The 24477-nt window shown below is 36.9% G+C and carries 27 protein-coding genes; 15 read left to right on the top strand and 12 right to left on the bottom strand.

Translation table 11 applies throughout. The features are described 5' to 3' along the window. Positions 1-107: 107 nt before the first annotated feature. Complete coding sequence (gene hemY / locus RTR43_RS11650) at positions 108-1514, top strand: protoporphyrinogen oxidase (RefSeq protein ID WP_312472078.1); 1407 nt, start codon at positions 108-110, stop codon at positions 1512-1514. Between the two features lie 391 nt (positions 1515-1905). Here the strand turns inward: hemY and RTR43_RS11645 are convergent, their stop codons facing one another. The 3 genes from RTR43_RS11645 to RTR43_RS11635 all read right to left on the bottom strand — a co-directional run bounded on the left by RTR43_RS11645 (position 1906) and on the right by RTR43_RS11635 (position 4675). Next, positions 1906-2427, bottom strand: a complete 522-nt coding sequence (locus RTR43_RS11645) for a cupin domain-containing protein (RefSeq protein ID WP_312472077.1) — start codon at positions 2425-2427, stop codon at positions 1906-1908. Positions 2428-2488: 61 nt separating this feature from the next. Continuing rightward, positions 2489-3127: a pyridoxamine 5'-phosphate oxidase family protein gene (locus RTR43_RS11640; protein WP_396954567.1), complete on the bottom strand. Its 639-nt coding sequence runs from the start codon at positions 3125-3127 to the stop codon at positions 2489-2491. Positions 3128-3310: 183 nt separating this feature from the next. Further along, a complete protein-coding gene (locus tag RTR43_RS11635) occupies positions 3311-4675 on the bottom strand; it encodes a TrkH family potassium uptake protein (protein WP_312472128.1) in 1365 nt (454 codons plus the stop codon). Positions 4676-4981: 306 nt separating this feature from the next. Here RTR43_RS11635 and RTR43_RS11630 point away from each other — a divergent pair, with 306 nt between their 5' ends. Then, positions 4982-6298, top strand: coding sequence for a VTT domain-containing protein (locus tag RTR43_RS11630; RefSeq protein WP_312472075.1), 1317 nt, complete (start codon positions 4982-4984; stop codon positions 6296-6298). Positions 6299-6426: 128 nt separating this feature from the next. Here RTR43_RS11630 and mprF read toward each other — a convergent pair whose 3' ends face one another. Continuing rightward, on the bottom strand, positions 6427-8982 hold the full coding sequence (mprF, locus tag RTR43_RS11625) for a bifunctional lysylphosphatidylglycerol flippase/synthetase MprF (RefSeq protein ID WP_312472073.1): 2556 nt from the start codon (positions 8980-8982) through the stop codon (positions 6427-6429). Between the two features lie 399 nt (positions 8983-9381). Next, positions 9382-10398, bottom strand: a complete 1017-nt coding sequence (locus tag RTR43_RS11620; RefSeq protein ID WP_312472072.1) for a S66 family peptidase — start codon at positions 10396-10398, stop codon at positions 9382-9384. 220 nt (positions 10399-10618) lie between these two features. On the opposite strand from RTR43_RS11620, the gene RTR43_RS11615 reads away from it, so the two are divergent. From RTR43_RS11615 to RTR43_RS11595, 5 genes are all read left to right on the top strand, one after another. After that, positions 10619-11221 carry a hypothetical protein gene (locus RTR43_RS11615; protein WP_312472070.1) on the top strand — a complete coding sequence of 201 codons (603 nt, stop codon included), beginning with the start codon at positions 10619-10621 and terminating at the stop codon, positions 11219-11221. Between the two features lie 150 nt (positions 11222-11371). Continuing rightward, complete coding sequence (locus tag RTR43_RS11610; protein WP_312472069.1) at positions 11372-11857, top strand: HIT family protein; 486 nt, start codon at positions 11372-11374, stop codon at positions 11855-11857. A 546-nt stretch (positions 11858-12403) separates the two neighbouring features. Next, a complete protein-coding gene (locus RTR43_RS11605) occupies positions 12404-13504 on the top strand; it encodes a hypothetical protein (RefSeq protein WP_312472068.1) in 1101 nt (366 codons plus the stop codon). Positions 13505-13787: 283 nt separating this feature from the next. After that, positions 13788-14240 (top strand): HIT family protein, encoded by a 453-nt coding sequence (locus tag RTR43_RS11600; RefSeq protein WP_312472067.1) that lies wholly within the window; start codon positions 13788-13790, stop codon positions 14238-14240. Continuing rightward, on the top strand, positions 14233-15060 hold the full coding sequence (locus tag RTR43_RS11595; RefSeq protein WP_312472065.1) for a PP2C family serine/threonine-protein phosphatase: 828 nt from the start codon (positions 14233-14235) through the stop codon (positions 15058-15060). The genes RTR43_RS11600 and RTR43_RS11595 overlap by 8 nt, the downstream gene beginning before the upstream one ends. Positions 15061-15199: 139 nt before the next feature. Here RTR43_RS11595 and RTR43_RS11590 read toward each other — a convergent pair whose 3' ends face one another. Beyond that, a complete protein-coding gene (locus tag RTR43_RS11590; protein WP_312472064.1) occupies positions 15200-15445 on the bottom strand; it encodes a DUF3949 domain-containing protein in 246 nt (81 codons plus the stop codon). Positions 15446-15692: 247 nt separating this feature from the next. On the opposite strand from RTR43_RS11590, the gene RTR43_RS11585 reads away from it, so the two are divergent. The 4 genes from RTR43_RS11585 to RTR43_RS11570 all read left to right on the top strand — a co-directional run bounded on the left by RTR43_RS11585 (position 15693) and on the right by RTR43_RS11570 (position 18812). After that, positions 15693-16400 (top strand): MOSC domain-containing protein, encoded by a 708-nt coding sequence (locus RTR43_RS11585; protein WP_312472063.1) that lies wholly within the window; start codon positions 15693-15695, stop codon positions 16398-16400. Positions 16401-16498: 98 nt separating this feature from the next. Then, positions 16499-17167 carry an alpha/beta family hydrolase gene (locus RTR43_RS11580; protein WP_312472062.1) on the top strand — a complete coding sequence of 223 codons (669 nt, stop codon included), beginning with the start codon at positions 16499-16501 and terminating at the stop codon, positions 17165-17167. Between the two features lie 65 nt (positions 17168-17232). Beyond that, positions 17233-18087: a DUF4362 domain-containing protein gene (locus tag RTR43_RS11575; protein WP_312472061.1), complete on the top strand. Its 855-nt coding sequence runs from the start codon at positions 17233-17235 to the stop codon at positions 18085-18087. A gap of 188 nt (positions 18088-18275) precedes the next feature. Beyond that, positions 18276-18812, top strand: coding sequence for a GNAT family N-acetyltransferase (locus tag RTR43_RS11570; RefSeq protein WP_312472059.1), 537 nt, complete (start codon positions 18276-18278; stop codon positions 18810-18812). A gap of 144 nt (positions 18813-18956) precedes the next feature. Here the strand turns inward: RTR43_RS11570 and RTR43_RS11565 are convergent, their stop codons facing one another. Together RTR43_RS11565 and RTR43_RS11560 are read right to left on the bottom strand one after the other, a co-directional pair. After that, entirely contained in the window at positions 18957-20060 is a 1104-nt protein-coding gene (locus tag RTR43_RS11565; RefSeq protein ID WP_312472057.1) for a DUF1648 domain-containing protein, read from the bottom strand. After that, positions 20057-20452, bottom strand: coding sequence for a GntR family transcriptional regulator (locus RTR43_RS11560; RefSeq protein WP_312472055.1), 396 nt, complete (start codon positions 20450-20452; stop codon positions 20057-20059). Before RTR43_RS11560 ends, RTR43_RS11565 begins: the two co-directional genes overlap by 4 nt. A gap of 135 nt (positions 20453-20587) precedes the next feature. Here RTR43_RS11560 and RTR43_RS11555 point away from each other — a divergent pair, with 135 nt between their 5' ends. From RTR43_RS11555 to RTR43_RS11545, 3 genes are all read left to right on the top strand, one after another. Further along, on the top strand, positions 20588-20806 hold the full coding sequence (locus RTR43_RS11555) for a helix-hairpin-helix domain-containing protein (RefSeq protein ID WP_312472053.1): 219 nt from the start codon (positions 20588-20590) through the stop codon (positions 20804-20806). A gap of 101 nt (positions 20807-20907) precedes the next feature. Continuing rightward, positions 20908-21138 (top strand): hypothetical protein, encoded by a 231-nt coding sequence (locus RTR43_RS11550; RefSeq protein WP_312472051.1) that lies wholly within the window; start codon positions 20908-20910, stop codon positions 21136-21138. After that, positions 21120-21566 (top strand): DivIVA domain-containing protein, encoded by a 447-nt coding sequence (locus RTR43_RS11545; RefSeq protein ID WP_312472049.1) that lies wholly within the window; start codon positions 21120-21122, stop codon positions 21564-21566. Before RTR43_RS11550 ends, RTR43_RS11545 begins: the two co-directional genes overlap by 19 nt. A gap of 133 nt (positions 21567-21699) precedes the next feature. On the opposite strand, the gene RTR43_RS11540 is transcribed toward RTR43_RS11545, so the two are convergent. Next, positions 21700-22083: a hypothetical protein gene (locus RTR43_RS11540; RefSeq protein WP_312472047.1), complete on the bottom strand. Its 384-nt coding sequence runs from the start codon at positions 22081-22083 to the stop codon at positions 21700-21702. Between the two features lie 248 nt (positions 22084-22331). Between RTR43_RS11540 and RTR43_RS11535 the strand changes: the two genes are divergently transcribed. Further along, complete coding sequence (locus tag RTR43_RS11535; RefSeq protein ID WP_312472045.1) at positions 22332-22511, top strand: hypothetical protein; 180 nt, start codon at positions 22332-22334, stop codon at positions 22509-22511. Positions 22512-22755: 244 nt separating this feature from the next. Here the strand turns inward: RTR43_RS11535 and RTR43_RS11530 are convergent, their stop codons facing one another. Genes RTR43_RS11530 through RTR43_RS11520 form a run of 3 tightly spaced genes read right to left on the bottom strand, consistent with a single transcriptional unit; the run spans position 22756 to position 24465 of the window. Then, positions 22756-23592, bottom strand: a complete 837-nt coding sequence (locus RTR43_RS11530) for a DUF4097 family beta strand repeat-containing protein (RefSeq protein WP_312472043.1) — start codon at positions 23590-23592, stop codon at positions 22756-22758. A gap of 1 nt (position 23593) precedes the next feature. Then, positions 23594-24148 (bottom strand): HAAS signaling domain-containing protein, encoded by a 555-nt coding sequence (locus RTR43_RS11525; RefSeq protein WP_312472041.1) that lies wholly within the window; start codon positions 24146-24148, stop codon positions 23594-23596. After that, on the bottom strand, positions 24148-24465 hold the full coding sequence (locus RTR43_RS11520) for a PadR family transcriptional regulator (RefSeq protein WP_312472039.1): 318 nt from the start codon (positions 24463-24465) through the stop codon (positions 24148-24150). The genes RTR43_RS11525 and RTR43_RS11520 overlap by 1 nt, the downstream gene beginning before the upstream one ends. Between the last annotated feature and the right edge of the window lie 12 nt (positions 24466-24477).

Raw genomic sequence — 24477 nt, 5'->3', positions numbered from 1 at the left:
GAGTACTTTCTCCTATAAAAACAGATTGATTGTGAAAACAGTAACAAACTTTCCGTTCAACTAAGAGTTGGCTTAATAAAATAATTTGCCTGGAGCTGGTGACTGAGATGGAGAAAAAAAAAGTTGTCATTATTGGTGGAGGAATTACCGGTTTAGCAACCGCGTATTATCTTCAAAAAGAAATAAAAGAGAAGGCTTTACCACTAGAAGTAAAGCTGTTTGAAGCAAGTAACCGTTTTGGCGGTGTGATTAACACGGTGAAAAAAGACGGCTTTATTGTTGAAAAAGGTCCGGATTCCATTCTCGCACGGAAAGCCAGTGCACTAAAATTAATTAAAGAAGTGGGATTAGAAGATAAAGTTGTGTCGAATACAGCAGGTAAATCTTATATTTATGCAAGGGGTAAGATCCATTCCATGCCTGAGGGGGCTTTCATGGGGATTCCGACCCAAGTTACTCCTTTTGCCCTTTCAGGTCTCTTTTCTCCACTTGGAAAACTAAGAGCAGCAGGTGATTTTATTTTACCAAGAGGAAAAGAAAAGGCCGATCAATCCCTTGGTGAGTTTTTTAGAAGAAGGCTGGGAGATGAAATAGTCGATAACCTAATTGATCCCCTGCTATCAGGAATTTATGCAGGGGACATCGACCGGTTAAGCTTAATGTCATTGTTTCCTATGTTCTATCATATGGAGCAAAAACATCGAAGTCTTGTACTTGGATTGAAAAAAACAATGCCGGCGCCACCTAAAACCGCGAAAAAAGAACCTTCAAAAAAAGGAATGTTTATTTCCTTATCAACCGGTCTTGAATCTTTGGTAGATGAAGTAGTAAGACAGATGGAAGACGGTACTGCTATCAAAGGAACACCTGTTGATAAAATAGTAAAACAGGGGAATCTCTATCATATTACACTAGCAAATGGAACGGTCGAACAGGCTGATAGCGTGGTCATTGCAACGGAACATTTCCATGCCCAAAAGATGCTTTCTGATTATCCGTTCATGAGCACGTTTGACGATATGCCGTCCTATTCAGTAGCGAACGTGGCGATGGCGTTCCCTAAGTCCGCAATCAAACAGGATATCGAAGGAACAGGATTTTTAGTGTCTAGGAATAGTGATTTTAGAATTACAGCCTGTACATGGACTCATAAAAAATGGCCAGGTACGACACCAAAGGAAATGGCATTATTACGCTGTTATGTTGGAAAACCGAATGATCAAGCTGCGGTCGATTTATCTGATGAGGAAATTATTTCGATTGCATTAAGGGACTTGAATAAAACAATGAACATTACGGATAAGCCGTTGTTTCATATTATCACAAGATGGAAGCAGGCAATGCCGCAATATAATGTCGGCCATATTGAGCGGATGAAGAACGTAAAAGAATCCCTCTCTAAGGAATTGCCAGGGGTATTCCTTGCTGGGGGGTCCTATGAGGGTGTCGGTATTCCGGATTGCATTGATCAAGGAGAATCAGCTGTAAAAAAAGTTCTGGAATTTTTGCGATAATCTTGAAGGAAGATTTTAACAGGGGTAAGGTATAGTTGATCTTTTCATGAAAATCTTCCTATTTAAATCAAACTGCTATATTTCAGAAAACGATTACCTATATAGCCCTGCTTAAGGGTATGAATGATATAATATAGAACACAAAAAGGTGTCAGGCACCAGCCATTAATTTGGCTGGTGCCTGACACCTTTATGGTTGATTCGTACTAACAAAAAGGTATACGATACTCAACTGAATCAATTGAAGAAGTAAATGGAGATGGTTTAGTTAAATTTAAACCAGAAAAAACTAATCAAACGTTTGATTGAATCGACGAAAGCCTTGGTATATAGGCTTTTAGGGATTAATCAAACGTTTGATTGAATTTAAAGGGTCGCAATAATTTCTACCCTATTTAGGAAGTTCCTTGTAGGCCATCTTCAGAATGATGTCCTTGTGTTGCGGATACTTTTGTAAAAGATCGTCTTGGGTAAATAATTCAAAGTCTTGGAATTCAAAACCAGGAGAAACCATGCAGCCAACTAGTGAGCATGTATCTTTTTCCAGGACGGAGGAACCAAAGATTGAATTTTTAGGAACCAAAGCTTGAGGTACTTCGCCCTCTTCTACATTCATACCTAATTTCATTTCTTCATATTCTCCATTTTTATGAATGACATGAACGGTTAATGGACTTCCAGCATGGTAATACCATAATTCATCAGATTTCAGACGATGAAAGTGGGAAATATTATTAGACGTTAATAAAAAGTAAATACTCGTATAAAGTTTGCGCTGACCTGCGAAAGTTACACTTAACTCTTTGTCAGAAATTTGTTCCCCAGATGAAAAGGTGCTTTTGTAATAGCCGCCTTCTGGATGCGGAACAAGTCCTAGTTTTGCTACCCAAGAATCTAATTCACTTATATGCATGGCAAAAATCCTCTCACGATATTGTCGAATACATTATAAACTAAACCTAAAAGAATGTCCGTTAGTACAGTCGTTGAGTATAACTTTCTTGAAGTCTTTCCGCAATTGTCTCAGCACTGGTATTAGGGAGCTTAGCGTGTTCAAATAGGATCTTGGCTACAGATGGCAATGTATCTTGATTAATCCAAGAGCTTGGTTCCCATAATCCTGAGCGTTTAAAGGCTTTCGCACAGTGGATGAAGCATTCCTCTACTTCAACACCTATCCCTAAGAGAGGCTTTCGTCCTTTAACAGCCATTTGCTCTAGAAGTTCATCATCCTTTACCAACGTGGCTTTCCCGTTAATTCTAAGTGTTTCCCCAAGTCCAGGAATGAAGAAAACAAGACCAACTCTTGGATTCGATAATATATTACGCATAGAGTCCATTCTTTTATTTCCGGGCCTTTCGGGAATCATTAATCGTTTTTCATCTAACACAAGGACAAAGCCAGGCGAATCCCCTCGTGGAGAGACATCACAAAAACCCGAACTATCAGAAGTGGAAATAACTAAAAATGGAGACTTTGAAATAAAATCAGAACAATGATGGTCTAAATAGGTGATTACCTTATTTTTTACTAATTCACTTGGAAAACCCATGATTGAACGTAATTCTTCTTCGGTTTCAACAGCAAGCTTAAATTTTTCGCTTTGTTCCAAAATATCTTCACTCCCCTGTTTTTTTGAAAATCAAAAATAATATCGTGAAATTTGATAACTGTCTAGCTCCAGCGCCTGGGGGATCGAGGTCATATGCCAATCCGGCAAGGAGGTTAAAAAGCAACCTCTCACTGGCTCGTCCTATGCTTGTCGCCCTTTGGAGAGGCGCTTCAGCTTTTCTCATTAACCTGTAATCACTCTTTCTTTTGGATAATTATATTTTGATTTCTTTTTATTGCCACCAATAATAAATAAGAAGGAAGTTAAACCGATTCTTCCAATGAACATCAAAATCATCAGAATGCTTTTCCCAAAAATACTAAGATCCGGGGTAATCCCAGTAGACATGCCGACTGTACCGAAGGCAGAGCAAACCTCAAAAAAAATAGCAATAAGCTGATGCTGTTTATCAGAAACGCTTAAAGCGACAACCGAAATAAAGCACATGACAAGGGCTAAAAACGTAATCGCCAATGATTTCAAAATATCATCTGGATGAAGCTCGCGATTAAAGATTTTGATATCACGATTTCCTCTCGCAAAGTGAAATACAAATAACATATTTAGAGCAAAGGTTGTCGTCCGGATTCCCCCGCCTACAGAGTTTGGGGAACCACCAATAAACATAAAAATACTCATAACCAAGAGTGTCGGCATCGAAAAATCGTTAATATCCATTGTCGTGATCCCGGCACTTCTTGTCGATGCTGCTTGAAAAAAGGCATAGAAAAACGATTTATGCCACGTCATATCCTTAAAATAATGTTGGAATTCAAAGAAAAAAATAAAGAGCGTCCCTAAAACGAGAAGAATTCCATACGTTGATGTCGCCAGCTTTGTAAATAATGAAAAGCGGAAAGGGTGTCCAAGCTCTGTCTTTTTCCTAAATAAATAGGCCTTCACTTCAATTAATACCGGGAACCCTATGGCGCCAAGAATAATTTGTATGATATTTATCAGTTGCACAAAATAATCACTAGCATATGGAGCATGAGACTGGCCGGTTATATCCATTCCAGCATTTGTTGTTGCACTAACAGATGCAAACAAGCCGTGAAGAAAAGCATCACTCCAAGTCGGATAATATTTCAAGAAATGGAACCCGAGAATGATTCCCCCTACAAGCTCAATAAGGAGAATCATCTTAATGATTTCTTTCACTAGTACAACGAGTCCGGATAATGCGAACTGATTATTGTCAACCATTATGAGACGCCGTTCACGCAATCCAATTTTTCGGCCCAAAAGCATCCAAAAAAAAGTGCTAATGGCCATAATGCCAATACCCGCGAATTGCAATACAATCATAATGACAAAATACCCAAATGTGCTATATGTATTCGATATATCAAATACAGTCAGACCTGTGTCACTAACCACACTGACAGCTGTAAAGACTGTATCAATAAATGCCACTTTGACCCCAGGTTTATGGACAGCAGGGATGCAAAATAATAGAATTGATATTGTTACTGCAAGTAAATAATATCCTGTAATAACCTGGGCAGGTGACAGTTTTTCCATCCAAGCTCGTACTTTATCCCACATGGTTACATTTCCCTTCAATTTTTTTCATTTCTCCTATCATAATTAATATTGAATATTTTTGAAAGGAATATTTTGAAAAACTTGGAGGCAATTTATTATTTGTCACTCCAGTGCCACCTTTCTGCTGGTTGAAAATTAGAAAAAACAAATTCAATTTTATAGGTGAATTTTTTTTATCAATAGGAATAAAGACGAAAGCATTTATGAAGTCAAGAAAAGTATTGTTGAAATGATCGCTATACATCGGTATTGTTAATCAAATGCTGGAAAATACTTTTAATATAATGATAAAAGTGAGGGTTGTCTGTGGGGGACATTACATCTTATGTGGATCAGTATGGATACATAGTGTTATTTATCGCGCTAACACTTGAATTACTTGCCCTGCCATTACCGGGAGAACTCATTATGAGTTATGCAGGGTTTCTTGTCTATCAAGGACACTTGGGATGGTTCACAAGTATTTTGGTAGCTGGTATCGGGAGTTTAGTCGGCATGACGATTAGTTATTGGCTTGGTTTAAAATTTGGTACAGTTTTTTTTGAAAAATATGGTAAGAGATTTCACATGGGACCAGAACGAATAGAAAGTACATCAAGATGGTTTGGTAAGTTTGGGAATAAATTACTTATTGTTGCTTACTTTATCCCTGGTATAAGACATTTTACTGGCTATTTTTCAGGGATTACGAGACTTAGGTTTAGTACATACGCTTTATTTGCCTATAGTGGTGCATTTATCTGGGTTTCCACTTTTATTTCCATCGGGAAAATTCTTGGGCCAAAATGGGATCAATTTCATACCTCAATAAAAAAATACCTGTTAATTGGTGTGATTATAGTTCTGTGCATTTTGGTCATTGTTTATCTGTACCGGACGAAGAAAGAACAAATTAAAGGTACAGCTATTTTAGCGATTAGCCGTGTGATGAAATTATTTAGGTCAAGGAAGCGAACAGGGATATTTATTGTCTTCACTGCTGTGATCACACTTGTGCTTAGCGTTCTGATGATTGAAATTATTCGAAGTTTTTTATCTAATGAATTTCAAGAATTTGATGAAACAATTACCTATTTGGTTCCGGCAACCTTTGATAAACATTGGACTACTTTTATGCAGACCTTCTTTTATATGGGCACCTCAAGAGTTCTATTTTGCGTATGTTTTTTTACCTTAATATGGATCTTATGGAAGGGTAGGAACAAAGTTCTTGAAACATTGGCATGGCTGCTTATTGTCTCAGGAGGAGAATTATTTGAAGTAAGCTTAAGAAGTATTTTTCATAGCTGGGCTGCTATTAATAAAACTTCGGCAGAACGATTGATTGATAAATTTCCAAGTGAACAGTCGTTAATGGTATTTGTTATCTATGGCTTTGCTATTTTTATGTTCATTCGATACACCCGGAGTGTACGATATCATACAGTAGCCGTTGCTGGGGCCCTACTTTTATTACTGCTTATAGCAGTTAGCCGTATCTTTTTTGGTGTTCAACACCCTAGTGATATCGTAGCAGGATATGTATTTGGCGGGGTTTGGTTAAGCTTAAATATCCTTGTGTTAGAAATATTTCGTTTGGTCCAAAATGTCTACATCGAAGTCAAAGAAAATGGATCAGTTTAGGTTCAGTCACCAAAACTTCTAAAAACCAAGAAAGATTGGCTCGAAAAGCCAATCTTTCTTGGTTTAAGAATTGGAAAAATAGTAGTTGCGATTTCCGCCAATCTATTTTGTTCGCAAAAATAAAAGAATCATGAGTCTTGTTTCAATTTTGGTCTTTTCTTTCCAATCAATAAAGTGATTTGTGTCATTGTAATAGGCAAAGAAGATTTTCTTCGATAGGCTAAATATTTTGGATGCCACCTATCGGCATATTTCTCTTTGAATTTTCTTAATCCTTGAAAAGAATAGAGAAATTGTCCATGCAAAAAGATTTGCGAAGCTATTTTTTCACTTAAAAATGAATACCTTGAAAGTCCCACATTCGATAGAGGTGCCATCCCGATATTGAAGTATTTATATTCTTGTTCTTTTGCCCATTCAAATAATGATAGAAAAACAAAGTCCATTGTTCCAGAAGGCGCATCCTTCCTGAACCGCATCAGGTCCAAAGAGATGGTTTGTTTTTGATCATAAACGGGCATTAAGCTTACGAATCCAAGGATCTTCGTTCCATTAGCTTTAACAACGGCAATCTCAGCTTTATTGAGGTATTCCTCATCAAAAAAACCGAGGGAAAAACCCTTTTCCGTTCTTCCTTGAAGCCATTCTTCTGATATTTCCCTAAGCTCATTCATGATATCTTTATCAAAGGGAGGGCTGACAATCTCAAATTGATAATTCTCTCGTTCAAACTTGTTTTTTACTGCCCTTGCTCCCTTCATTTTTTTTCCACTAAATGAAAAGCTGTTTAAATCAACATAAGCCTCCTCGCCAAGCTTGAAAAAGTCATAACCGTTTTCATGCAGATATGGGAGCATTTTCTCGCTGACCTCGTAAAAAACAGGTGTATACCCATGAAGATCGGACTTTTCTCGGAATTCTTCTATGGCTAGTGGCAATTCGTCTCGGTCTCCAACCGGGTCACCGAGGACCACAAGTTTGTCGGCAAATAGCTGATAAGCAAACATGACGTTGTCCTTTTTATTCCAATAAATATATTTATCATGTAAAAAGATTAAATGGGTCAGGACCGTTCCATTATATTGATCCAAATGTTTCATTATTTTTTCATCCTGAGAAAGGGATTTTTCCAGCACCCATTTTTTATCCCTTCTAAACAAATAGCCGATGAAAAAAAGAACCAAGGCGATAAACAAGCCGATTAACGCACTCTTAAATAAATCTTGATAATCTTTAATCACATAGGGCGCTAGCTTTGGGTGCAATTTGATTTCAGAGGTGGGCAAATTGAAATATCCGATTAAAACAAACATTAAGGTAATTACGACAAACATACCGATATCAAAAATAGTTTTGCCCCAGCTTAAAACAAAACGCACTCTGTAAAAACGTCTTTTTGAAATTCTCAATAGTACGATAACAATTAGAAGATACAATGCTTCCTCATAATCCAATCCTTTAATGAAAGTAAATAAGGCAGCAAAAAACAAGACAACAATCGTGATGTGGTATGCCCGTTTCTCTTTGTACTGAATCCCTCGGGATAAACCGAGTAGGATAAAGCCAGTTGCAACAGAAAGATGATGAGAAATATTCATAATGGGAAAGGATAAAAATTCTTGTGCAATCTTTAACCTTCCAATAATTCCTGGTACTGCTGCAGAAAGAAGCAAAACAAGTCCAGATAGAAATACCAAGAATGTTAACAGGATATGGCTAGTCCTCACTAGGATGGCATCAGGAACATGGTTCCATAATTGATTCCACCGGCCCCAAAGAACCTTGACGAATAAAACTACCCCCACTAAAAATGGAAGAATAAAATATCCAATGCGATAAAAGAGCAGCAGGATAAGCACTTTCTCTTCCGGAACCGCCAAGAGCTGAGTACCCCAAATGAAAACTAAGTCGAATGAGCCAAAGCCTCCCGGAATCATACTGATAATACCTGCACAGGAAGCGACAATAAAAACAGGAATTAGGTCATCAAAATCAATAGGAATGTTCAAAATCATACATAATAGCCAAATGACAAGAAAAGCGGTGATCCATTCAAATAAAGAAACGAAAAGGAGTCTTAATGCCATTCCCCAATCGATAATGAAATCAGCCGCTTTTTTCCGTTGTATGAGAAAGACTACGAAAAAAATTGGCAGATATAAACTTACGGCAACGATGCCCCAAAAAAGCCATTTTTTATCATGAAGGAGAGGAAAGCCTCTATATCCAACCAGGACAATCCAGGAAAGCAAGGAGATACCGGTAAGGAAGTAAAGAGAAACAGAAGCAATTATCTTCACCAGTCTTTTCTTGTCTGGTTCATATTCATGATAGAAATAGGTTCTTAGTGTGGCACCAGCGAGACCTCCAAACCCAATGAAGTTTGCAAAGGTATTCGCAATAAATGACTTTTTCAACAGCTCTTTTAACGGTACTTTAATCCCTAATATTTTTGCTAAACAAACATCGTAGAAAAACATCGGGGAAATAGCACAAAAAGTAATGAATAGAATCAAGATCAGTTTTGCCAAATGCAAGTGACTAACTTCACGACGAAGCAAATGAACATTTACATTTCCGGTAAACTTTTTTATTTCATAGACAGCAAAAGCTAACAAAATCAGTGGAATAATAACTTTTATGAATGTAAAAATCTTTTCTTTATTAAATTTTTTCAAACTCATTCACCTATTTTCTCCTTGCGCGCCAGCGATAGACATTTTCAATCAACAAATGATAAAAAAAGAAGCCGCCAGTTAACGATGGTAAAATATGAATCTTATCTGTATTTTGTATCGAAAGTACACAAATATTCGTAAAACATCGGGTTTGATGCTCTGTTGCCGTCGAAGTGGATCAAGTAGAGGAGAGGGATTCGGTAGTGTAAAAGCGATTTGTGAAGGCAAGAAAAAGGGAAACACACCTAATAATAATAAAAACCCTCTAAAAAATTTGTTGTCTCAACAAAAAACACACGAAATTTCATATGAAATCTCGTGTGTTCGACATTGTGATGGTATTGTGTGTATCTCTGAAGAAAACCAATCAAGATTCCCTTAATTTTTTTCGTTCTTTTCAGTAGTTTATGAATGAAAATACTGTAAAATAGTTCCTTTGCCTTCTTCAACTTCTACCTCAGCATAAGCACCATTAATAAATGTAATTTGCGGTGGCACATGACCGCAATCAATATCATAAATAATCGCTATTTCCAACTCATCAGCAAGGTTTTGATAAACATCTTCCGCTGTATAATTCCCGACCGGCATGTTCGCGGCACTGCGCCCAAACATAATGCCTGAACAATGTTCAAACCAGCCAGCTAACTTCATTTGGACCAGTGATCTACGTAAATCTGTTGTTGTCATTTCACAGTTCTCTAAGTACCAGATTACAGGCTCTCCGTTGAGATGCTTTTTCCTAAAACTTTGTACATCACCGAATGGTGTGCCAATTAAATGTCTGATTACGTCGATACAACCACCAAGAATCCGTCCTTGAATTTTCACACTATTATTGGATACTGTTTTCCAATTAGTATTTTCCGTTAAATGAAAAACAAAGGGGGAAGGGTTATCATGCTGCCATTCTTTTTGATAGAGGACAGATGAACGCTGCAGGACCGATTCACCCGTATTCGTTGATAATACGGCCTGCCACATGGCTGTTGTGTCATCGGAGTTTTCTCCCCTTAAATCTATAAGGTTTGTTCCATGAGCCGTAGCAATACCTGTTTTTAAGGTCATTGCTAGTAATAATACACTTAGATCTGAGTAACCCAGCACCCACTTTTGCTTGATGTTTTCAAAGTTAATTAATTCAAGGATTTCAATTAATAGTTCGCCACCCCATGGTGGAATGATGATGTCAATATTGTCGTCATGCATCATGGCATTAAATTCGGCTGCACGATTTTTAGCCGAGGATGATTTTGCCTTATCTTGCGTCCAAACCGTATCTCCACAGGTAATTCTAAAGCCTTTCATCTCCATCCGGCTTAAGGCAAGTTTAAACATGTCATGTAATTCAACTGGCACACCAGATGATGGTGCGGTTACCCCTATTATTGCGCCTTTTTTTAAATGCGGATATTTAATCAACTAGATCCCCCCTGAAGGTTTTACACGATCTTACCAGATAGAAGTTATTTGAACAATAAAAAATATTTGATTTTTTCAAAACAATCTCTTTTTATTCATTGATATATGGGGAGCTTACCAACCAGCCTGTAATGATTCTGGTATAATAAAGGTAACATTGGAAAATTTATACTTTCTAGTTGATTAACCGTTTAATTTATTCGAAGGGGGAGTAAGCTTCATGTTATCTTTTGAGGAAAAAAAGGCCATTTTCCGTTCTTTTCAGTTAAAGGAGAAAAAGATTAGTAATGGTCGAGTAAATTTTGTCTATCCGGAAAGTAAACAGCGGGGCCAAGTTTTAGCAACGCAATTACATCCAAGTGGGAATGGCTATGTGATCGGTAAATATTTGTTAGATGAATCCATTAAACATAATGGCTATAAGCTTGACTCGAGGGGGTATATTTCGGTTAGGGATTTTTCCAAAGACGAATTAACGAAAGTTATATCTGAAGTGATGAAGTCCATGTCGGAAATAACTGATCCCCTTTTGTTTTTTGAAAAGAAGACCGTATCCGAAAATGCCAATCATTCTATTGAAAGGCAGGAGGCTTCCGAAAAGGTAACGGAAAGTAAAATTGAACCTATTGATGTGGCCATGAAAAAACCAGAAAAGGTAGAGGAAAGAAAAAGTGAACCTAACGAAGACATTCCGGCTGTAGCTGCGTATGATAATTTAGCTTGTTCTTTACTAAATCATTGGGTGGGCTTGACCATATCCGTGGCCGAATGTGGTTTTATAGTATGGAGGAATACGGTCCGAAAACTAGGCAGGCTAAAATAAAAAAGGTTAATAGCCCTACATAGAACCTTGCTCATTCAATGGGCAAGGTTTTTCCACGCATTAATATATAAATGTGATATTATTGGCGCAGCAAATTTTTTTATAGCTTTTGATTAAAGGCTAGATTAGAAGAATTCAGGAGGATCTTTTGTGAGAAACATAACCTTATCAAATGGGAATATAGTAGAGGTAGAATGCTTAAGCTGTGCTTTAACGAGTGGATTAATTGAACCCGATGGAGGTGTAGTCATCGAAACAGATCATTTCCATGCTCACCAAGATGTCGCTTACCCAATAAGGGGATTAATCATTTTAGCGTCGAAGCGCCATATTAATTGTTTTGATGAATTAACCGAAGCTGAGAAGGTTGATTACATAAACATCCTAACAAAAATTAGAAAAGCTCAACGAGAAGTGTTGGGAATCGAACATGTTTACTATTTTTATAATGAAGATACAACCCACCATTTTCACACCTGGATGGTTCCCCGCTATGAATGGATGTACAGTTTTGGGCGTTCCGTGGAATCTGTTAGACCGGTCCTACTCCATGCCAGAAATGAAATGAATGATGAAGTAAATGTGAATGAAGTGATGGAGGCAATTAAGCTACTTACTAATGAGCTGGACGGATAACTATTCTTTGGTTGATAATAAAAAAATGCATGGATGTGATTTTTACGGGTTCGGTTGTTGGGGAGAAAACAGTAAATAACAATAATTAGAGACACAATTCGCTTATGAATTCGTTGTCTCTTTTTTATTGATATATCAATACCTTACTCCATTTTAACTTAAAATTTAGCGACTATTTTAACATACCAATTATTTAGACCGCATAAATCTAAGTGGTCTCGTTAAAAACAATTACACATCTACCTTATCCAATTGGTATGTTGCTCAGGAAATACGGCGGCTGGTTCAAATCAATTCTGTCCAAGACAGAGATGAAGAATATGAATTTCATAAAGACGGTTGTATCGCAGAAGAGTTAACGCCATTTATTGAACCAAACGGATTTTATAAACAAGGAAAAAGCAGACTTGGAACACAGAGGTTGCAGTGTAAGGTTTGTAAAAAGAAAACATCTCTTACTCCTAAAAGGGATAACTCAATAACTTACAATCAAAACGAAGTGGTGTTCACCACCTTTTCGCTAAATTGCTATTAAGTCGTACACCTGTGACAAGAACCTGTGAGATTTTAGAAATAGGCAGAGGAACTTATTATGATAAATTAGAGTTTCTTTATCGAAGGTGTTTAGAGTTTCTAGAACGACACGAAACTAAACCCCTTCAAAGATTAGAGTTTAAAGAAATGTGGCTGAACACCGATAAAATGACCTATTATCTAAATAATGTTCGTCAAAAAGGGATGGGTGGTAGACGATACGATGATGTTGAAGAAAATCAATTCCCAACGCACGTTCTTGTATCTGCTGATGTTTTATCCAGATATGTGTTTAGAAGCGACGTGGCTTATGATTGGGAAATCACATTAGGTGATATTGCACTCGATACGGTGTTACAAAAAGAAGAGCATCTTATTGAATTTGCTAAAAAGTATGCTCAATATCCTAAGTATTCACATTATCCGCAACCTCCATCTGCTAACGATACACAATCTAAAAGTGACTATTATAAAGAGTTGGCATTGGTAGAACGTAGAATGAAATATATAGATGGATTACACGTTGGTTCGACTTATACCACAATTGCACATCTCTGGTTAATCAAACAGCTTGTAAATGCTCCTGAATGGCGTTTTGTGACAGACGAGGATAATTCCCTTATGACTTCTATCAATCGTGTCTTTTCGAAGGAAATCAGACTTTCTGATGCACATCATTTTCTTTGCCAAACAGATAAGACCAAAACGAGAAAACAAGCTCGTGAGGAGTTTGTTCAAGCGAGAGTAGATTTAATTGATTGGGGAACAATGTGTGGTTATGGAACAAGGTCATTGAGAAAGTTAGCATACTTGCAGATGGCAGAATTGTTCGAACATCACAAATTTCGTAAAGAAATCGTAACCGCCGTTGGAACACATCTAGCATATGCAGACAATCCAATTTTGCATCCACTTGCAACAATCGATAGAGGACTTCGTTCGGTAGATTGTACAACAAATCTCTCTTCTCTGGAACCGAAAGAAATTGCCGCTTTAATATTAAATGTAAATGACAATGCAACTAATACTTTCATCCAACACATTCGGAGAAGATTGTCTATCTTAGAAAGACCTTTAACGACTGCTCGTGGTGATGGGAAGAGTTATATCTAAGCCAATTTTAATCCGAAATATGCTCAAATGGTTCTTACGATACTTCGCACCTATTATAACTTCTGTCTAGCTTATAAAACCAAAGATGTAATAGTGACACCTGCACAAAGATTAGGTATAACAGGTAAGCAATTTTCTTTAAAAGATATAATTAATTTGAGATAACATCACCATACTTGGTGGTGTTTTTTCTTGAAGGGAAATACAAATATTTAGAAAATTATACAAATATTACACCTTTTATATTATAATTCTATAAATACTGAAAAAGGGGATAATTCATATGAAAGAATGTTTTATTTGCAATAAACACGCTGGAAATATTGAAACTTCTGGAGTTATGATTTATGAAGACGAATATGTATATGTAGGACACATTGATAGAAATGGTAAACCCAACTATTTAGGTCATATTATGATTGACCTAAAAAGACACGCACCGACACTTGCTGAAATGACAGTAGAAGAAGCAAAAGCATTCGGTGTCATTATGGCTAGAGTCAGCAAAGCTCTAAAGGAGTCAGAAAACGCTGAGCATATTTACTCACTTGTTTCAGGGAATTCTGTTCCTCATCTTCATATGCACCTAGTTGCTCGTTATCCTAATACACCAAAAGAACATTGGGGACCGATGGAAGTTTACGATTGGGAAGATGCACCTATGGGTGACAACAATGATGTTATTGAACTTTGTAATCGTATTAAAACATTTTTAGAGAACAATCAATATGAATAATGAATTCAAAGATTTTAGTTGGGTTGGAAGCCAAGAAAACTTCGTAGATAAAGTAAACATTCAGCATATAAATCATATAATTGTGGGACGATATGGCGGCAATTCGAATGTAGGACAATATAAGAACGAAGATGGATGCCTAGTATGGTTTAACGAAAAAGAAGATTGGGAATTCGTTATTGTTTTAGATGCACATAACACAGCCGAGAGTGCCGAAAGAGTATTAGAATTGTTCGAAAATGAAAAATCTCAAATAAAGCATTTATTATCTATGGCGACAACTCAAAAAACTTTTAAGATGCTAGAAGAAAAGGTATTATGTATGTTTCAATCTAGGGAATTCTTATCTACTTGCCGAAATGTTGAAGGAGAAACCGCTTGTTTAATTGTTGTTAGAAAAGATAAATATATTTGGTGGTTTTCTGTTGGGGACTGCGTTCTTTATTTATTTCATCCAGAACTATCTGCACTAGGTCAATACCAAATAAATCAAAGACAATTCTATGAATGGATAGGACAAGTTAATACTTTTGAACAAGAAGTACCTTGTTACAGTGTGGGAATAAAAGAATTGAGACAAGGAGAAAATCGCTTTTTTCTGACCACAGATGGTCTAATTGAATGCCCTAATGTACCATATTCAAACCCAACAAACATTTATTATTCTTTCTTTAATTCTAAAGATGAAGAAAGCATTAAATCAATGTTTAATAACATCCAAGAAAATAATGTCAGAGATAGCACTACCATAATTTCTTGGAAAGTAAATATTCTAAAGGAAGCTACTATACCAAGTAATCAACAGGCGAAAAAATACTGATTATTATGCTAATTATGAAGCTAAATACTATATAAAAGAGGTGCGAATTGCACCTCTTTTTCTAATGTTATTTTAAGTTTTCTCCCCGTGAACCGATCCCGTTAATGTGATTTCCATGCGTTTTCGTTTGCTTGTTCAGCTATCGATTGCGAATTTTGTAAAGGATCGCTGCCACTATATTGGAAGGTAAATTAAGTAGATTTCCTTGAAGATTAAATTGCAGTTGCTGCTCCTCAAAGGACATATTATCGTAAATTTCATTATGGGATTGATTTAATTCCTTAAATCGCTCCTTCGTTTCGGAAATATAAGAATATTGGACTGGAATCATGATGAGAAAATAAACGACATAGACAGAAAGACAAACGATTAAAACTAATTCCATGCGTACTTCCCCCTTTTTAGCTCTTATAATTATTGTACGATTAAGGAGCGTTAATGTTTCGAAAATTTTCAATTATTTTCCTAAAATAAATTTAGAAAAATAAGGAGTTGATAGCTAATCATACATTTGACCAAATAAATATCTTTTCTTTTTGGCTGCAAAAGTTGTGATGTAAGAAGGGATGTATTTCCTCATTGCCGAATTTAGTAGTAAAAAAGAAGAAATTAATTCTCGGGAGGGAACAAAAGTGGGGATTATTCTTAAAAAAGTTTTTGTCGGTATGCCAAAGACAATTGGAAGTAATGAGGCTGCAAATCTAATGGAGCGGGAATGGACAAGTGCCATTTTTAAAGGGCCGGTCGAAGGTCCAATCTGGGTTGGCAAAACGGGTTTAGCTGGTGATGGACAAGGCGATCTGGAACATCATGGCGGGCCAGAAAAAGCTGTTTTTGCTTATTCGTTTGAAAATTATCCTTACTGGCAAAATGAATTAGATATTCCTGAGATATCATCCGGTGGCATGGGAGAGAATTTGGTCATGGAACATGTAACTGAGGAAACGATTTCGATTGGCGATACTTTTCAAATTGGTGAGGCGGTCATACAAGTTTCGCAGCCAAGACAACCATGCTGGAAGCCGGCGCGCCGATTTAAAGTAAAGAACTTAGCGTTGTTACTACAGAATACAGGGAGAACCGGTTGGTATTTTCGTGTTTTGCAAGAGGGGGTTGTAGAGGAGAGGCAAACATTTACTTTAGTCGAACGCTCATTTCCGCAATGGACCATCCAAAAATGTAATCAAATTATCCATTCTAAGCAACCAAATTATGTGGAAATGCGCGAGCTTGCAAGCTGTGAATTACTTGCGCCAGGCATGAGAGCCACATTAGAAAAGCGGATAGAGAAAAGGGAATTGCCGGATATTCGAGATCGGGTTTTGGGGCCGAATGAATAACAGTCGGGTTTTTGAAAAGCGGGAAGATTGAGGAAATAAGATTTTCGTTAGAGTAATTCTTATGAAAAACAGTCTTTACAAAAATAGGGGTGAATCAAATGTATCAATTAACAGAAGGTCAAGTGGAAAGGAATGAGTACTCAACCATCCCTTTTAAGTGGATTCGCAGTGAACAACCAAATAATAGTATCTGTATCATGCTTCCAGGGCTTGGTTACACAACGAAGCGACCACTATTTCATTATGCAACCGGAGTGTGTTTGAATAATAAGATTGATGTTCTTCATGTAAACTATGAATTTGCAAAAAATGAACATTTTAAAAAGCTTAGCGAAACAGAACAAGAGAATTGGATGTATGAAGATGTAAAGGCTGTTGTCAGGGAAGTAGTAAAAGATATAAACTATGAGCAATGTTTCCTGTTGAGTAAATCGATTGGAACGATTCCAATGGCAATGGAATGGACCGAAAAAAATTTCATCCACAATTCGGTTGGAATATGGTTAACTCCTCTAATAAAAAACGAAAATGTATACCAAGCACTATTGAAAACTGAGCTTCCTTCTCTTTGTATAATAGGGGACCAAGACAACCATTTTATCGAGGATCGGATTTATTCAATAAAAAATAATGAATGTGTGAGCACTGTTGTTATTCCTAACGCTGACCATAGTTTAGAAATAAAAGAGGATATTTTAGCATCCATTGATGCTGCAAAAGAAGTTATCACTGCCATTCAAGACTTTATTATTAAAAATAAGCAATAATTTTCACACTCAAGAAACCTTTTCAGAATTAATTCGTCTTTTTCTAAAAAGGGATGTGTATACTTGTGTTCAAAAGGATATCTTTGATTGTTTTTATTTCGATAATGAGTGTCCTTACCTCAGGCTGCGGATTGGGTAAAGGCACTGCAGGTGACCTGCCTAATAATCACGGCCCAAATAATCAATCAGACAATAACGAGGTCAAAGAAATCCACGGCATGTTAGAAAATATTGACCGACTAAATCTGTTCGTTGAAAATGTACATAGTGGAAAAGATGATAAGGTTAGGCTTACTCGGTACACCATTGAAGGCGATCCAATCTTTCATGATTTAACCTATCATGATGCGAAATTAACAATAAAAATGGACACGACAAAGGATAAGTTTGGTCAAGGGGAAGTAACAACCAATGTCTGTAAAGGTATTCAAAAGCAAGAATCAGACACAGAAACAAAATACATCCTTGAAGAATGTCCGAATCTACCTGAATTATTAACCATTTCCCATGATGTCGACAAAGAGGATTATTTTGCTTTCGATCTGAAATATGGGATTGGAAAGAAAAACGAAATCGATACAAAGAAACAGGTGTTAAAAAAGGATTTACAGAATGGCGAATTCGTTGACGTTTCCGACTTTCAATTTTCCAAAAAGGAATTGAACGCCATTTATAAATGGATGGTTTATTCGAATTACCTTAATGAGAAAAAGCTAACAAAGGAATGTAATCAGAAACCATATGAAAGCTATGAGTTGGATGTATGGATCAATAGTGGGTCCCGACACTTTGAATGGTCTGAATGTGATAAGAGTGATGATGGCAAGGAAATGACCAAGTTAGTTCATAATATTCTTGATGTCTTAAAGCAGAATTCAATTTATCAATCACTTCCTAAAGTTAAAGGTGACCATGAATAAAGGGAGAATTGTGCTGGGGTTGTATGAATGAAAATCCATTTCTTATATATCTTACTATTACTTAATTTCCTTTTAGCTGGTTGCGGTCTAGAAAGAGGGAAAATCCATTAGGGTAAACGGTGTCTACTATGACGATGAATATATGGTTCTGCATTTGAAATAGACAATGGTACGGAAAGGAAGATTAAATGATTAAGGGTGAAAATATTTACATAAGGTCATTTTCTAAAGATGATGCGGCTGCACTCCTTAGATTACAGACTGAAAACCGTCGTTTTTTTGAAAAGTTTTCGATGGAACGGAATGAGGATTTCTATTCGATTGAAACCCAGCTTAATAGAATAAAAATATATGAAGAAGATCGTAGAAACGATCAAGCCTATACCTTTGGGATTTTTATAAATGACGGCACTTTAATTGGTACGATTAATTTATTTCAAGTATTAAGGGGCTCACTCCAAGGTGCCTTCATCGGCTATTTTTTAGATGAAAAGCATAATGGGAAAGGCTTCACAACAAAAGCGGTGAAACTGTTGGTGGCATATGCATTCGATGAATTGAATTTACACCGGATAGAAGCTGGCGTCATGCCGCATAATATTGGGTCAATTCGGGTGTTAGAGAAATCTGGTTTTCATAAAGAAGGAATTGCAGTGAAAAATGTGAAGATAAACGGAAAATGGGAAGACCATCAGGTGTTGGCCATCATTAATCCTAATGACTAAAATAGGTGATCAGGTGGAAAAATGATAGTGGGATTTGTTGAAACACCCTTCAGATAAGCTGAAGGGTGTTTTTCAATAGTATTTATTAGATGTAATACAAACAGTTTTAGGGGATAATCGCATCTCCTCGTGTATCAAAATAAATTAACTCAATAGCATCGGTAGACCAACAGCGACTAAAAGAATGACAAGTATGATGATCCACGAAAGTGGGTGGGCCCAGTTATTCGTCCAGCCAATCCCAAAACGCTTCTCTAAAAATATTGCCGGGTCGTTCTTGTTAAAATAGAACATGCCAAGCTTCCAATAACGATCATCGTCACGATTAACAATTGTGCCACTTTCGCTTCCAGTTTTTACTGGGATACGGCTTCCACCTTGGCCAGTCGTTATCGATAAAATGATTGTCCACGCGAGAATCCCAACAGTAAATACAAGAGGTACAATCATTAATAATTGCTGATTAATCGGATAAATTATTGAAAGCTGGATTAGCAAGAACATGCTAACCAATGCCGTACCCATAATGATGGTGAAAAGCGACCATCTTCTGCGAAAAATAAGGTTTTGTCGGATCGATACTTCTGGATTCTCGGCGGATACTTGCTGTTTTGCTTTAGAAATAATCGTATTAATGAATAAAAAGACTAGTGTAAGATAGATTTGCATAATCGGCATAAGCAGCACTGATCGGTATGATTTATGTGTCCAATCAGTGGCTTCGCCGCTAAGGTTGTAGTGACTGGGGTATCTATCAGGTATTTGTTGATAATTTATAAGAGTAATGACTACGGCAACAATCGAAATCAAAAAGGGTATGACAAACCAATAATTAGAATGTGCAAGCTTCTTGTTTCGGAAGCCGGTATCAACCATGACTAACTGAGGTTTTTGCGCCCAATCTTGATTTTTACTTTTCAATTCCTTCATTTGCTTATGAAAAACAAGATACACGGCAAAACTAGCAGCTAGAACGATACCTATTAATATGGCAAACAAGATGCCGATGAAATCTTCATCGTGCCCACCTGCTAAAAGCAAAAAGGCAGCAGAAGTGATGAGAGCAAGCAACACATTCGTCCAAGCGTATTTTTGGCGCATTTTTTTAATATCAGGACGGTGATAGGCCTTCTCTGGAATTGATACTCCGAAACTTTCTGTTTTTCTTGTCCAGAAAGGGATAAAGATAACTGTAATAAATATCGGAATCATCATCGCAACGAGAAATATTAAATTGGCAGTGTTCATGATTCATCATCCTTTATGTTAAACTTTGTGAAAATTTGGCTGCAAAGCTGAGAAAAGTCTTTTTCGGAAACATTCCGGCACACTGCTTCGGCAATAAGCGGATGGATCTTAGACTCCAGCTCAGACCAGTAGGCTTCATCGGCTTGCGGAACCCCATCGGGATTGACAACTACACCCTTTTGTCGATGAATTAAGATAAATCCTTCCTGCTTCAATTGCTGATAAGCTTTGTTGACGGTATGAAGATTAATTCCAAGATCAGCTGCCAGCGACCTTACAGAGGGCAGTCCCTCACCGGGGCTTAATTCCTTTTTTGCGATGCCAGCTATGATTTGGTATTTTAATTGTGTATAGATTGGTTCTTCTGATTCCAAGTCAAGTGTAAGATACACATACTCCACACTCCTTTTGTGTTATTTGTTATATTTATAGTATAACAGTTATAACAAAAACGTCAATATTTTAAAAAAAGCTCTGTTCGTAAAAGAACACGGCTGGTCAATATTTCTTTGAGGGGAGAAGGTATAATGACACAGGACAAAAATATTAACAAAATTGGTATTCCAGCTGATTTAGCTAAGCCAGCACGACGAGCACTTCTAGGGGCTGGATATGTGCAGCTTGAGCAGCTCGCCAATGTTAGTGAGGCAGAAATCTTGCAGCTACACGGAATGGGACCAAAAGCATTAGAACAGCTCCGCCGTGCGCTCGCAACCAAGGGACTATCGTTTGCAAGCCGTGCTTGAGTTCTAGTGATTCTTCTAATAGAAGGATCATTTTTTTACATAAAAAATCTCCATTTACATTTTATGGTGTTAGAGTATAGTAAATAAGGGGGGGATTTGTAATGGTTGTTAGAGAAGCGAGAGTCACGGATGCGGATAAACTGGTTCGACTGATTCAACAGGTTGAGACAGAATCCGAATTCATGTTGATGGAAGCAGGCGAAAGACAAATGACTCCTGAACAGCAAGGACAAAGGATAGAATCTTGCGAAAAATGGAAAACTTTGCTTTTTAATAGTGCAAAGTACAATAAGAAACAAAGCGGAGGACAACGATGCAATTTGAACAATTAAAAGAATTTATTAAGGATTTTCCTAAATTGAATAAAGCTTATCAAGTTAAAGTCGGGGAAGGATATACTATAACAAGTATATCTGCCAGATCTCTATGTCCTGAAAGATCATTAGATATAAAAAGCATAGAGATTCATATGGAAAATACGAATGGAAAAAGAATTGTAATCAACTTCTATGAGGGAACAATAAAGTTTTTATACATTGATGAGATCCCTTCTGGAAAAGGAATAGTTTACGACAATATGGTATTAAATAAAGAAATGATTCATGAAAAGGATTTCAAAAAAAAGCTATTTGGTGGATATGATGATCGTGAAGTGAATGTTTTTTTAGACCTGATTATTTCAGATTATAAGTACATGGAATTACTGCAAAAAGAGAACAAAATACTTAGGGAAGACATTAAAAAATTCAGGGACAAATAAATAGTATATACAGAAAGGAGTATGGATAGAAGTTTAGTAGTAAGAACGCATTATAGGTGCCTAGCACTATAATTTGCCAATCGGAAAAACGATGGTAATTAATAAAAATTTGGAGTAGGGAAAGATGCCTCCATTAAAGGCGGTCATCTTCCCATGCCCTGTCATAATCTTTAATATAGTGTTTTTCTTTTAATGTTTGTTCCGTTTGATTTTGGATCTCCGTATTTTTTATTTGTCTATCCTGTTCTTCTTTTTTCATACCAGTTGCCTCATATTGTTGGCAATTATCAAAGAAGCCTAATGCATATTTAACCCCTTCTTGAATATCATTTGTTTCATAAGCATCTAAGTCTTCGTGGGTAATTCTCAATTTCACTCCTTCTAATGCATAACCGCTATCCAAATCAATATCCAAAAGCACTTCATAGCCTTCCGTATTTTCATTTGCTTCAATAATATTGAAGGTCTGAATGGTTGTACCCGTTTCATACTCGATTGATTCCATAAAATCTGACATAAGAACACCGCCTTTTCCTTAACACTTCATAGGTAACCTTCCATAGTTTAACCTTACTTGCTTCTGATATTCCTTTAGTAACTAACGCTGATTTTAAGCCCTTTTAGATTAGTATTATATAATTCTTAAAAACAAAATATTTTGAAAATAACAACAATTATTAAGTATAAATGGTATAATAATCCATATTACCTCGTGATTTTTTCATATGACAGGTTTCAATGAAATCATGAAAGGGGTAGAGGAGAATGGCTGAAAGTGTTTTCGAACTCTTGAAAAAAAAGGGGATAGTTGTACCTGAACACCATATTCAACCCTTAATGTCACAGTTGGATGCCTACCAATTACTGAACAACAATCCGAATCTTGAAAAGCTTGCAGGTAAAAAGGAGGGTCATAAACATTTACTGGAGGAGTTCAGGCACTAGTAAGGTCATGGCGACCAAATCCAAAGAAGAATGATCTCCATTAAAAGTATTTTTATCAAGTGGTGTCACTTTACACAGATAGACAGGTTAAGAATGTTTGCCTAATTTGAAAAAATAATTATCTCAACACGTGGGGATGATAGTAAACGGGGTAGACACGAAAAAAAAGCAATACCCTGTCAGCGACAAGGTATCATGGAAGGGATCACTTTCATTTGGATAGGAAAATGAAAGTGATCAAATTCTATTTTTTATTGACTGATACGGAACCGGCGCTGGATTGCAGCTTGAGCTTTGGACCACCTGAACCAATAGAGGCGATGACACGGTCACGGTCCTTTGTATTGTACGAAACGTTTGACAGATTTACATCAACATGACCAGCAGATGTCTGGAGGTTCATTTGAAGCGACTCTGGTTGATGTTCGGTCACGATCCGAACGGAACCGGCACTGCTACTGGCGTAAATGTCATGAGAAATTGCCTTTAACTGGACATCAATTGAACCTGCACTATCGGTTAAATCCAACTTTCCTTCAATGTTGGTTAACTTCATACTACCTGCGGAAGAATGAGCAGTTACATCCCCTTTTAAGTCATTGGCCTTAATGCTACCTGCGGAAGAGTCCAAATCAAAGTGGTTGGCTGAAATTTGTTCGACGGTAATACTACCTGCTTGCGAATGACCTTTCAGTTCACTGTACATTTTTTGTGGTACTTCAACATCGGCTTGCAGTTCATTTGTCATGAATCCAAAAGGCGAAAATTGAAAAAGATGATCATTTTTTTTTCGAATTTCTATTTTAGCGGTATCACCGCTTGTATTTACTGAAAACACAAGATCCTTTTTCGATGTTCCACCGTGGAGATGAACGGTAATATCATCGGATTTTGTAGGAGAAAAATGCACACTAGCTAAACTTGATTCCAATACGATTTTATTTATGTCCTTTGCGTTGATCGTTTTTGTTTCATCTATAGTGACGGTTGAATAATTATCATGAGTATACCCATAAGCTACAACTCCAATTACCCCAATTACCAAGCCTAAAATAGCTGCAACGATAGAATATTTCTTCAAATTAATAACCCCCTTTCACGATTTTTACGTTGAGTTTCCAGTACCAGTGGATTATCTTTAAAAACCACTTTGCAAGAAAATTTGTCAAAAGTAAAAATAGATACCCAAATGAAAAAGTGCCAAGGATAAAGAAGAACGCAAGTAGTATTGGTGTATCGTGCGTAAATAAATTAATGATAAATCCAATGGGAGTTATAAGACAAGCGAACGCAGCAGCATACAGACCAATAAAAGCGCCAGCGATCCCTACAACGGGCCCAATGATGAATATTAGATTAAACAAGAGCATGCCCAAAAATGCAAAAATGTTAGGTCCGACATTTGTAGTGGCTTCCTTTTTTGAACCACTAAGTTTGTCAGTAGGGACAAATACTCCTAATTCATCTGCGATCGTTTTTGGTGTGCCTAAATCCGCAACAGCCTCTTCCTCGGTTTTCCCATTTTCTATAGCCGAATCAATATGAGATTCGTAATCACTTAGAATATCCTTTCGTTCCCCTTCCGGTATCTGTACCAACAGACGGTTAAGTTCGTTTAAAAATTGCTGTTTGGTCATCAGTCCATCCCCTCCTCAATAATCTCATTCACACTGGCAGAAAATTGCTGCCATTCTTTTACCAACTGTTCAAGATATTCTCGTCCGGCTTTCGTCAATTGATAGTATTTTCTGGGTGGACCCTCTTTAGATTCCGCTAAATAAGTAGCGAAATAGCCTTCATTCGTTAAGCGTCGTAATAAAGGATATACGGTTCCTTCCGCGATTTGGATTTTATCAGAGATGCTGTGCACCAACTCATATCCATATCGGTCCTTTTTCAATGTGAAGACCAAGACACATAATTCCAATGCACCCTTCTTAAATTGAACATTCATGTGAATCACCTG

The sequence above is a fragment of the Neobacillus sp. genome, from assembly GCF_031988165.1.
Classification (GTDB): Bacteria; Bacillota; Bacilli; order Bacillales; family Cytobacillaceae; genus Neobacillus; species Neobacillus rhizosphaerae.
This window is presented reverse-complemented; position numbering and strand designations above follow the sequence as displayed.